The 10,943-nt window shown below is 37.1% G+C and carries 8 protein-coding genes and 3 tRNA genes; 9 read left to right on the plus strand and 2 right to left on the minus strand.

What is annotated here, in order from left to right:
- Positions 1 to 952 precede the first annotated feature (952 nt).
- Positions 953 to 2,377, minus strand: a complete 1,425-nt coding sequence (gene trmFO, locus B5V81_RS03425; RefSeq protein WP_212112127.1) for a methylenetetrahydrofolate--tRNA-(uracil(54)-C(5))-methyltransferase (FADH(2)-oxidizing) TrmFO — start codon at positions 2,375 to 2,377, stop codon at positions 953 to 955.
- Positions 2,378 to 2,545: 168 nt separating this feature from the next.
- On the opposite strand from trmFO, the gene B5V81_RS03430 reads away from it, so the two are divergent.
- The 6 genes from B5V81_RS03430 to B5V81_RS03455 all read left to right on the plus strand — a co-directional run bounded on the left by B5V81_RS03430 (position 2,546) and on the right by B5V81_RS03455 (position 8,866).
- A tRNA-Leu gene (locus B5V81_RS03430) sits at positions 2,546 to 2,628 on the plus strand.
- A gap of 135 nt (positions 2,629 to 2,763) precedes the next feature.
- Positions 2,764 to 4,191, plus strand: a complete 1,428-nt coding sequence (gene tig, locus B5V81_RS03435) for a trigger factor (protein WP_212112128.1) — start codon at positions 2,764 to 2,766, stop codon at positions 4,189 to 4,191.
- 126 nt (positions 4,192 to 4,317) lie between these two features.
- A complete protein-coding gene (gatB, locus tag B5V81_RS03440) occupies positions 4,318 to 5,817 on the plus strand; it encodes an Asp-tRNA(Asn)/Glu-tRNA(Gln) amidotransferase subunit GatB (RefSeq protein WP_212112129.1) in 1,500 nt (499 codons plus the stop codon).
- Positions 5,818 to 5,998: 181 nt separating this feature from the next.
- A complete protein-coding gene (locus B5V81_RS03445; protein ID WP_212112130.1) occupies positions 5,999 to 6,397 on the plus strand; it encodes an NADH:ubiquinone oxidoreductase subunit NDUFA12 in 399 nt (132 codons plus the stop codon).
- Between the two features lie 83 nt (positions 6,398 to 6,480).
- Complete coding sequence (locus B5V81_RS03450) at positions 6,481 to 6,903, plus strand: DUF2155 domain-containing protein (RefSeq protein ID WP_212112143.1); 423 nt, start codon at positions 6,481 to 6,483, stop codon at positions 6,901 to 6,903.
- 1,222 nt (positions 6,904 to 8,125) lie between these two features.
- Positions 8,126 to 8,866 (plus strand): rhomboid family intramembrane serine protease, encoded by a 741-nt coding sequence (locus B5V81_RS03455; RefSeq protein WP_212112131.1) that lies wholly within the window; start codon positions 8,126 to 8,128, stop codon positions 8,864 to 8,866.
- Here B5V81_RS03455 and B5V81_RS03460 read toward each other — a convergent pair.
- Positions 8,856 to 9,686: a TrmH family RNA methyltransferase gene (locus tag B5V81_RS03460; RefSeq protein ID WP_212112132.1), complete on the minus strand. Its 831-nt coding sequence runs from the start codon at positions 9,684 to 9,686 to the stop codon at positions 8,856 to 8,858. The genes B5V81_RS03455 and B5V81_RS03460 overlap by 11 nt on opposite strands.
- Positions 9,687 to 9,890: 204 nt before the next feature.
- On the opposite strand from B5V81_RS03460, the gene B5V81_RS03465 reads away from it, so the two are divergent.
- The 3 genes from B5V81_RS03465 to B5V81_RS03475 all read left to right on the plus strand — a co-directional run.
- Positions 9,891 to 9,974 (plus strand) — tRNA-Tyr (locus tag B5V81_RS03465).
- Between the two features lie 31 nt (positions 9,975 to 10,005).
- A tRNA-Gly gene (locus B5V81_RS03470) sits at positions 10,006 to 10,079 on the plus strand.
- Between the two features lie 180 nt (positions 10,080 to 10,259).
- The coding region (locus B5V81_RS03475; protein ID WP_212112133.1) for a GTP-binding protein at positions 10,260 to 10,943 on the plus strand (684 nt) is incomplete at its 3' end.

Here is a 10,943-nt window from a genome sequence, read left to right on the forward strand (position 1 = left end):
TGTTTATAAGCGGGTTTTTTTACAGGTATTTTCTAGACAGATATATTGCACATGCTTTGCATATAAAAATTTTAAGTCTTTTTACTATTCTTCTCATTATCACGGATTGCGAATGCTTTTGAAAATGATTGTAAAAATTGCCTAAAATACCCTAAGCTTGAGATGTATAATTTTTAGCTTATTTTAATAAATATTTCACTTTAATAATGGGGCATTGTATGGCTTATAAAGTGTGATGTTAACTTTTATTACGTGGAAGAACTAAAGTGTTTATTCAGAGTAGTACCTATAATGGTATAAGCAAAAAAGTCTGTGAGAATACAAACCTGCATAAACCACCATTTTCTCGCTTAATAGAGGTGAGTGTTGGTACCATCGTACTATTTCTCTTAGTTTCTATAATGCTGCGACTAGCTTTTATCATTTGAGGCGGGGCATGAAAAGAGATAAATTATTTATTATAAATCAATATATTGTAAATTTATAAAGTGGTATTATCATTTCAATATTGTGATTTTTCTTGGTGCTTGAGTGGGAAAAGATATATTCAGTTCTGTCTTAAATATTTGGGGTCCATATTTTTATTTTCTTTGTGCTATGCAAGCGAGTATTTTTTTTCATTACACAAAAGTTAAAATCAGAGGGGATCATTAATATTAATAAACGAATTTAAAAAAGATAAAAATCCCTATTATGAAATAATATATAGTATAAAAATATTAATAGTAATAGAAATACAGTATTATTTATACATATTTATTATAATATATTAATATAATTATTTTATATATCTGAATTATATTAATATTTTATATATGGAGAACTTTCTATAGTAATTGAATAAATGATGAAGTGTAGAACAGCGTCTATTGATTGAGATAGTATCCTACAAGGCTTTAGAATGATTTTTTCACGAGAGTGATAGGAATTTATTCAGTAGATGAGAGGCGAATCATATGTTTTTTAATAAACATGAACTTTGTAATTCTTTATCTGCTAACCACTGAATACAATCATTGAGAGCTCTCGCTGTTATAACTTGTTTTTTTGCTAATTTTTTTTCTTTACTTGGCAAGCGTTTTCCTGAATGTTTAATAGGAGAAATAGGAGGAAAGAGTCCAAAATTGATATTCATTGGCTGAAAAGACAGTCTCTCTGCTTCTTCATCTATAATGTGTCCCCCCGTAATATGATTCAACAGAGCTCCAAACGCTGTGGTTTGTGGGGGGAGGCAAGGATGGTTATGATGATATTCGGCAGCGGCAAAACGTCCTGCAAGAAGCCCTATAGCCGCTGATTCTACATAACCTTCACATCCGGTAATTTGCCCTGCAAAGCGTAGTTGTTTTTTTTGTTTTAAACGAAGAGTTTGATCAAGAATGATTGGAGAGTTGAGATAGGTATTGCGGTGAAGTCCACCAAGACGTGCAAATTCTGCTTTTTCAAGACCGGGAATCATTCTAAAAATGCGGATTTGTTCACCATATTTCAGTTTTGTTTGAAAGCCGACCATATTGTAAAGCGTTCCGAGTTTATTATCTTGGCGTAATTGAACGACAGCATAGGGTTTAATGGTGGGATTATGAGCATTGGTTAGGCCCATAGGTTTCATCGGTCCATGTCTTAAAGTTTCGATCCCGCGTTCGGCCATAATTTCAATGGGGAGGCATCCATCAAAATAAGGTGTTTTTTCAAAGTCACGAAACTCTGTTTTTTCTGCGTTTTTTAGTGCTTCAACGAATGTTTCATATTGTTCTTTGTTGAGAGGACAATTAAGATAATCTTTCCCTGTTCCCTCAGGACCAATTTTATCATAGCGAGATTGATACCAACAAATATTCATATCAATACTATCGGTATGGATAATAGGGGCAATAGCATCAAAAAAAGAAAGGGCTTTTATCCCAGTTATTGTTTTTAATTCTTGAGCAAATGCAGGTGAGGTAAGGGGCCCCGTTGCAACGACAACATGTTTCCAATCTTTAGGAATCTCTTGAATTTCTTCGCGTTTGATTGTTATAAGCGAATGGTTTTCAAGTACTGATGTCACGGTTTTTGAAAATCCATCACGGTCAACAGCAAGAGCGCTTCCAGCAGGAACTTTGTTGGCATCAGCAGCTCTCATAATTAATGATTTTGCTAATCGCATTTCAGCATGTAAAAGCCCTACAGCATTTGTTGATGAATCATCGCAACGAAAGGAATTTGAACAAACCAGTTCTGCCAATTTATCGGTTTTATGAGCATCTGATCTTTTTTGTGGACGCATTTCATGCAAAATAACAGGAATTCCTGATTGAGCGATTTGCCAGCTTGCTTCACACCCTGCAAGACCGCCACCAATAATATGAATTGGAGTATCAAATATCTTCAACATAGTCGATTTATTAACGTAATTCACCGTGTATGAAAAGCATAGATTTTGTTTTTGTTCTTTGTAAGAAAGACGTGTATTGCGTTTTTTTAATATATTTGTTTGCTTTTTTTCTATAATTAATGATATAGAAACGCCGCTTGTATAAGGTTATTAGCTTGCTAAGTTTGAGCGGATGTGGCGAAATTGGTAGACGCACCAGATTTAGGTTCTGGCGGGAGACCGTGGGGGTTCGAGTCCCTCCATCCGCACCAAAGCAATCCCTTTAAGTGCTACGGATTTCTACGTGTCTGGAATTCCGCTTCATGGTAATGTAACACTTGAAGTGTTAGAATGTAATGATGATTAGAGTGGGGTTATCCCTCTCTTTAGAAAAATGAAGGTGTTTAATGCAGGTTACCGAGACGCTTAATGAAGGACTGAAGCGCGAAATTAAGATCGTGGTTCCAGCGAAAGATTTAGAAGAAAAGTTGAATGAACGTTTGGATGATACCAAGGGTAAGATCAAGCTTAATGGTTTTCGTCCCGGTAAAGTGCCAGGTGGGCATTTGCGAAAAATGTATGGTAAATCTTTTATGGCAGAGATTCTCAATGAGATACTCAGTGATGCGCCACGTTCTGTTTTAGCGGACCGTAATGAGCGTCCAGCGATGCAGCCGAAAATTGATATAGATGAAGATGAAAAAATTCTAGATGGAAAAGCCGATTTTACTTTTAGTTTAAAGTATGAAGTTTTGCCAAAAATTGAAATTAAAGCCTTTGAACATATTGAAGTTGTTCGTGAAATTGCAGCAATTCCTGAAAAGGATATTGATGAGCAAGTCAATCGCGTCCTTTCTTCTACGCGTAATTATTCCCTAAAAGAGGGATCTTCTGAAGAAGGTGATCGTATTACCATAGATTATCTGGGTAAGCTTGAAGGGGTTCCATTTGAAGGTGGGGCAGATAATGATGCGCAACTGATTCTTGGATCAAAACAATTTATTCCTGGTTTTGAAGAGCAATTGGTTGGTGTGAAGGCTGGAGATACAAAAACGATTTCTGTTAAATTCCCAGATAATTACAGTGCGGCACATTTGGCAGGGCGGGAAGCAGAGTTTGATATTACTGTCAAAGCTGTTTTTAGACCCGATGAATTGAAAATTGATGATGAGGCAGCGAAAAAAGTCGGTTTAGAATCTCTAGATCGCTTGCGTGAGGTTGTTCGTGGGCAGATTGAAAGTCAGTATGGTTCAATGACACGTCAAAAAGTTAAGCGTCAAATTCTTGATGCTTTAGATGCTGATTATAATTTTGAGATTCCTGAAGGACTTTTAGAAATTGAGTTCAATAATATATGGGCTCAGGTTAATGATGATTTGAACAAAGCTGGACGTAGTTTTGAGGACGAGGGGATTACAGAAGAAAAGGCACGGGAGGAATATCATGTCCTTGCGCAACGTCGTGTTCGTCTTGGTTTGGTGCTTTCTGAAATAGGAATGAAGGTTGGTGTTAAAGTTAGTGATGATGAGCTAAAAGCAGCCGTTTTTGAGCAAGTTCGTCAGTATCCTGGACAAGAAAAAGAGATTATGGACTTTTTCCGGAAAACTCCGGAAGCTGTTGAAAATCTGCGTGCTCCAATTTTTGAAGAAAAGGTCATTGATCATTTGTTAGCCCAGATAAAAGTCACGGATAAAGAAGTGACGATTGAAGAGTTGATGAAAGAATATGACGAATCAGATCTTCCTGAAGAAAAGCCTGCAAAGAAAAAATCTGCAGTGAAAGAAAAGTCTGCAGAGAAAACATCAGCTAAGAAAAAGGCTCCTAAAAAAGCTTAATCTTTACACAAATAGAACAAGCCCGATTTTATCGGGCTTGTTGGGAGATTTACACCTTAGGCTTGCAGTGTGAATGGTTTTAGATAAACCATGGGATATGTTTAAAATATTGGTAGTGGATTGGCAATGAGCATCATTGATACGCGTACTCCTGATTCTAAGCGTTTTATTTCTGGCGTTACAGGTGATTGGGAAGTCATCATTGGCATGGAGGTTCATGCACAAATCATATCAAATTCGAAACTTTTTTCAGGAGCATCAACCAAATTTGGAGCAGAGCCGAACAATCATGTATCACTTATTGATGCGGCTATGCCAGGGATGTTACCTGTTCTTAATCAAGAATGTGTTCGTCAAGCAGTTCGAACAGGTTTGGGATTAAAAGCGCGTATTAATTTGAAATCTGTTTTTGACCGTAAAAATTATTTTTATCCAGATTTACCGCAGGGGTACCAGATTTCTCAGTTTCGCTATCCCATTGTAGGAGAGGGAAAAGTTATTATATCTGTTGGTCCAGATTCGAATGGCCAATTTGAAGATATCGAAGTAGGAATTGAAAGATTACATCTTGAACAGGACGCTGGAAAATCGATGCATGATCAACATCCAACGATGTCTTTCGTAGATCTGAATCGCTCTGGTGTTGCTCTTATGGAAATTGTTTCCAAACCTGATATGCGCTCATCAGATGAAGCCAAAGCGTACATGACAAAATTGCGTACGATTGTTCGTTATTTAGGAACCTGCGATGGTAATATGGATGAAGGTTCTATGCGTGCAGATGTCAATGTATCCGTTCGTCGTCCTGGTGAAGATTTTGGGACGCGTTGTGAAATCAAAAATGTTAATTCTATTCGTTTTATTGGTCAAGCGATTGAGTATGAGGCGCGTCGTCAGATCGCAATTTTAGAAGATGGCGGCATCGTAGAGCAAGAAACTCGGCTTTTTGATGCCGCTAAAGGTGAAACACGCTCTATGCGTTCAAAGGAAGAAGCGCATGACTATCGTTATTTTCCTGATCCTGATCTTTTACCATTAGAATTTGATCAAGCATTTGTGGCTGCTTTGGCGGCTGATTTGCCAGAATTGCCTGATGCTATAAAAGCACGTTTTGTTGAGGAAATGGGATTGACAGTGTATGATGCTTCCATTCTTGTGACAGAAAAAGCTATTGCTGATTATTTTGAAGAAGTTGCTCGTGGACGTGATGGAAAAATAGTTGCCAATTGGGTGATTAATGATCTTTTAGGGGCTTTAAATAAAGATAATCGTGAAATTGAAGAGTCGCCAGTGTCTCCAAATCAGTTGGGAAGCATTATTGATCTTATAAAAGAAGGCATTATTTCTGGAAAAATTGCCAAAAATCTTTTTGAGATTATTTGGAATGAGGGGGGAGATCCACGCCAAATTGTAGAAGAGCGCAGTATGAAACAGGTAACAGATACAAAGGCTATTGAAAGAGCTGTTGATGAGATTGTTGCTAATAATTCTGATAAAGTTGCGCAAGCAAAGCAAAAACCTGCTTTAGCAGGTTGGTTTGTTGGACAGGTAATGAAAGCAACTGGTGGTAAGGCAAATCCTCAAACTGTTAATGAATTAGTTAAGATGAAACTTGGTATAGATTAAATTTTAAGGGGTGGAGAATAATCCATAAATATGATATCTTCTTGGAATTAAGAGGGAGAAAATTATCCTATCAATTGGATTTGTAGATGAGTTTACCAGTCGCTTTTTCTATAATTTTACGCATTAACAATTGTATTCCGACGATTGGTTTCATGAACATACTGAAGAAATGGAATAGAGAATGGCGCGTTTTTTAAAGCAAATCTTTACTTGGTGGAGTGGTAATACTATCGGTACGCGTTTTTTTACATGGCGCAAAGGTAAGCGGATAGGGGAAGATCAATTTGGAAATATATATTATGAGGGGGGACTTCATAAGGATGGTTATCCGCATCGTTGGGTTATTTATAAAGATTATTCTGAAGCCTCTACTATTCCACCAGGTTGGCATGGCTGGATTCATCATCGTTTTGACAATCCACCAACCCAAGAGGATTATCATCCCTATGAATGGGAAAAGCCTCATGTTGCAAATATGACAGGAACAAGTGAGGCTTATCGACCAAAGGGGGCTATTCCTTACAATGATGAGCGTCCTTGTGTACATGAAGATTATGATGCATGGTTCCCTAAAAAATAAAATGTTTTAATGGGCGCATGTAGTCTTATTTGACTCTATGTTATGGCAAGAGTTGTTTTTAAGGTGCGATTGATTTTGATATGATGAGATTTTTTTTATTGTTAGGGTTGAGGAATTTTATATATATTTTTTTAATGGGAATTTTAGTGTTTTTATCCTTAAATAGTGGGGTGCGGGCTGAACGTATTAGCAATGGAATTGCTATTTTTGCAGGTCTTGATAAGATTACGGGACGGACGACACGTTTTGAGGTTTCTCTTGGTGAAATTTATCAGTACGGTGCATTACAGGTAATCCCCCGTGCTTGTTATACGAGCTCTAAAGATGAGCCGACGCGTACAACAGGTTTTGTTGAAGTTAATGAAATAACGTTAGATAAAAAAATACGGCGTATTTTCACAGGATGGATGTTTGCAGATAGTCCTGGTTTAAACGCTGTCGAGCATCCTATTTATGATGTGTGGTTAAAAGATTGCAAGCAGAGTTCTCAAATACCTCTTCAATGATTAGTGTATTATCTATTTTTAATACATTAATTTATAATAAGGGTTTATCATTTTACAATTTGAATGAGACGTTTGGATCTCTATGATTTTTTCATTTCAAATTTTCTTATTATATCAAAACAATTGCCTTATTCGTTATAACGGTGAATGGGTGGATATTGCTATTTAAGAAAGGAATGAAAGTTTCTCTTACGAACCGTTTAAACCCAAGGAGGCACTATACAAATCAACGTATTGTTTTTTTGAGCGTTCTATAGGAAATAATTCTTGCATATATCTGTTAGAGGTAAAAATGAAAGACATATGACAGGTGTATTTTAAAGAGATCTCTTTAAGGCTCATCACATCCATTTCGCAACGGTGCCCATGAATGGTATAATGATAAACCCACTGAGTATTTCCTATCTCTATGCTTGTGAAGGAGCAAGAAGATATTATCGCACACTTTATCAATCCTAAGTTGCAGATTACTCCTTAGCACTTAAGGCTTTTCATAAGAGACATTCTTATTCCTCTCTTGTACAATTTTTATCAATATGGCTTTTCTCACTTGTAATGTGCAAGCGAATGGTTTTGATTGCTTCAATATAGACAGGTTTAAGGTGAGAGAATCTTACGATATTTAAAGCTCTAACGCAGTAGGAATAAAATTAAATTATCACTATAAATCAAAAAGTTGACTGTATGAGAAAACAGAATATCGAGTACATAATTTATGAAAAATTAGCGATTATATCAAAAGAAAACAAATGCCTTTGTGGGGCTTTATTTTCAAGGAGTTTTTTTCTTCAAAAACTAGAAGAAACTCAAGCTCTGTTGTTGGAACAATTGAGATCTAAGATTATTTAAGGTTTTAATTGAAGTATAGCGTGATTAAAAAACGCAAAAATTGGTATATTTCTGGCAAAAAGAAACATTTATGTATTTTACATTTTTGTGATAGAGTGCTTTATAATTAAGTTTGTTTGTTCATAAGCTCTTGTATATTACATTGAAAAACTTCACATTTCAATAAGCTGGATATCATTCATTTTGTCAATCATATTTTTGATTATCCATACTTTAAAAAGTCTTTTGTATAAGAGACACGTATTTTTACGGTGAGCTATTGAAGATTTAAAAAGGGAGCCCTCTCAGAGGCGTGAGAAGTTTCCGTATCACTGGGTACGGCATCTTTATTTTGTGTAAAGAATAACCAGTTAAAAATATGAGATTTTATATAATGAAAGTTTCTAGTCATCAATATAAGAATGTTTCCCAATTGCCGAAACAACCTAAAGAACCTTTATTGAATGTTCCACTTATCATTGTTGTCTTGATAGCGTTTTGTTTTTGTCTTTATTGTATTCCTCAGTATTTTTTTTCTCATCAGCTTTATATTGAAAGCCTTGAGTTTTTTTCATTTACACCAGCCTTGTTTAAGACGGATCCTATTACGTTTTTTTATACCATGGTGAGTTATTCATTTATGCATGGTAGTTTTAAACATGTTGCTCTTAATATGGTTTGGCTTTTGGTTTTTGGTTCTCCTTTAGTAAGGCATTTTGGTGTTTTACATTTTTTAGTTTTTTGGGTGTTAACGGCAGTTATTTCTGTTTTGACTTATTTTATATTTCATCAAGAAAGTATCATACCACTTGTTGGAGCATCCGGTTCCGTATCTGGAATGATGGGGGCTATTGCACGTTACGGTTTCCCTAGCCACTATTTAGGTGTCAATACGCAGAAAGAAAAACCTTTGGGACCTTTATTATCCATCAAAAAAGCCCTTTGTTCCAAGGGCGTACTTATTTACATAAGTGTATGGCTCGTGGCTGATTTTATCATAGGTATTTCTTCCGTTCTGTTTGAAGAAAATGGTATCTCAATAGCATGGGAAGCACATATTGGCGGGTTTTTAGCGGGTTTTTTGTTAGTTGGATTTTTTGATGATTCACAAAAAAAATTAAAAACTAGAATCTAAGATATTTATGCGCCACATAAAGCGCTATTGTTGCTGCGTTTGAAACATTTAATGATTTAATATTTCCAGGCATGTCGAGGCGTGCTAGAGCGCAAACGGTTTCACGTGTTTTTTTTCGTAAGCCTTTACCTTCTGCTCCTAAAACAAGAGCAATTTTATTCCCTGTTAATGTTGTTTCTAGAGGTTGATCTCCTTCTGAATCAAGACCAAAGCTTGTAAAACCTGTTTGATGGAGTTCTTGAAGAGTTTCAGCGAGGTTTCGTACGGTAATATAATGAATCATTTCCAGAGCCCCTGATGCTGCTTTCGCAAGAACGCCACTTTCGTGGGGAGAGTGACGGCAAGTGGTGATAAGTGCCTTAGCTTTAAATGCAACGGCAGAGCGCATAATAGCGCCAACATTATGCGGATCAGTAATTTGATCCATGACAATGACCAGATCAGTATTGGTTAGTTCCGATAGTTTGCATGGTTTGAGAGGAGAAGTTTCCAAAACAATTCCTTGATGAACTGCCTCATTTCCAACGAGCGAATCAAGATATTTTGGGGTGCATAATGTTACAGGGCAGGGATAATCTGATTCGGGTATATTTAATCGTTTTAAGGCATTTTGTGTAACGTAAAGACATTTAAAAATTCTTTTTGGGTTTTTTAAAGCAGCTTGAACGGAATGAATACCATAAAGATAGATTGTCCCTTGCTGTAAAGAAGGCTTTTCCTTCTTCAAGTTTTTAGAAGATCGAGAAGGAGAGCCTTTTGTATCGCGATAGCGGCGACGTAAACGAGCATAATGAGAATTTTGTGATGTTTTTTCTTTCATAATGTCTTTATAGCGTTTTAATGAGAAAAATAGCTAGAAAAAATCTATGATTTAAAGATATGAGCAGGAAATTTGTACAGAATTGTATTTATTCTGTTGACAGATACAATCGTAATCGTCATAACCACTTCGCAATCAGTTGAATTGAATGGGTGTTCGATATGATTGCCGTGATGCCTCATCGCGCGACTTTGCTGGTGTAATGGAGGGGTGCCCGAGTGGTTAAAGGGGGCGGACTGTAAATCCGTTGCGTATGCTACGTTGGTTCGAATCCAACCCCCTCCACCATTCATCAAAGTAGAGTGAGTATGTAGATTATGCGGGTATAGCTCAATGGTAGAGCAGCAGCCTTCCAAGCTGAATATGCGGGTTCGATTCCCGCTACCCGCTCCAAATGGTGGTTAATGATGAGGCAGATAGGTATGATGGAAGATATTCCATCATTAAAGTGGGCGGGATTTCTCGTCTAAGGGTTGTGGTGATTGGGCTGGTGTAAGGTCCAGTTGGATTCAGTTCTGCAGACCTATTTTTAGGTGTGAACGAAGATAGAGAAAAAACAAGAGATTAATAGCGATGGCGAAGAGCAAATTTGAACGTACAAAACCGCATGTTAATATAGGTACGATTGGTCACGTTGATCATGGGAAGACTTCGTTGACAGCAGCAATTACCAAATTTTTTGGTGAGTTTAAAGCATATGACCAAATTGATGCAGCACCAGAAGAGCGCGCACGTGGTATTACCATTTCCACGGCCCACGTTGAGTATGAAACGGAAAATCGTCACTATGCCCACGTTGATTGTCCTGGGCACGCGGATTATGTGAAAAACATGATCACTGGAGCGGCGCAGATGGATGGTGCTATTCTGGTTGTTTCAGCGGCTGATGGTCCCATGCCTCAAACACGTGAACATATTTTGCTTGCCCGCCAGGTTGGTGTTCCTGCGATTGTCGTTTTTCTTAATAAAGTTGATCAGGTTGATGATACAGAACTTTTGGATCTTGTAGAGCTTGAGGTTCGGGAACTTTTATCCAAATATGATTTTCCAGGTGATGATGTTCCAATTGTTAAGGGTTCTGCATTAGCTGCTCTTGAGGACAAGGATAAAAGCATTGGAGAAGATGCGGTTCGTCTTTTAATGAGTGAGGTTGATAATTATATTCCCACACCTGAGCGTCCTGTTGATCAGCCATTTTTGATGCCGATCGAAGATGTTTTTTCGATTTCAGGTCGTGGAACGGTTGTTACGGGTCGT

It is taken from the genome of Bartonella queenslandensis (genome assembly GCF_018155095.1).
In the GTDB taxonomy this organism is placed as follows: domain Bacteria; phylum Pseudomonadota; class Alphaproteobacteria; order Rhizobiales; family Rhizobiaceae; genus Bartonella; species Bartonella queenslandensis_B.

What these genes read in the sequence shown, in the direction of transcription:
- trmFO (WP_212112127.1), bottom strand. Translation starts at nt 2,377, where the DNA reads ATGTTGAAGATATTTGATACTCCAATTCATATTATTGGTGGCGGTCTT.
- tig (WP_212112128.1), top strand. Translation starts at nt 2,764, where the DNA reads ATGCAGGTTACCGAGACGCTTAATGAAGGACTGAAGCGCGAAATTAAG.
- gatB (WP_212112129.1), top strand. Translation starts at nt 4,318, where the DNA reads ATGAGCATCATTGATACGCGTACTCCTGATTCTAAGCGTTTTATTTCT.
- B5V81_RS03445 (WP_212112130.1), top strand. Translation starts at nt 5,999, where the DNA reads ATGGCGCGTTTTTTAAAGCAAATCTTTACTTGGTGGAGTGGTAATACT.
- B5V81_RS03450 (WP_212112143.1), top strand. Translation starts at nt 6,481, where the DNA reads ATGAGATTTTTTTTATTGTTAGGGTTGAGGAATTTTATATATATTTTT.
- B5V81_RS03455 (WP_212112131.1), top strand. Translation starts at nt 8,126, where the DNA reads ATGAAAGTTTCTAGTCATCAATATAAGAATGTTTCCCAATTGCCGAAA.
- B5V81_RS03460 (WP_212112132.1), bottom strand. Translation starts at nt 9,686, where the DNA reads ATGAAAGAAAAAACATCACAAAATTCTCATTATGCTCGTTTACGTCGC.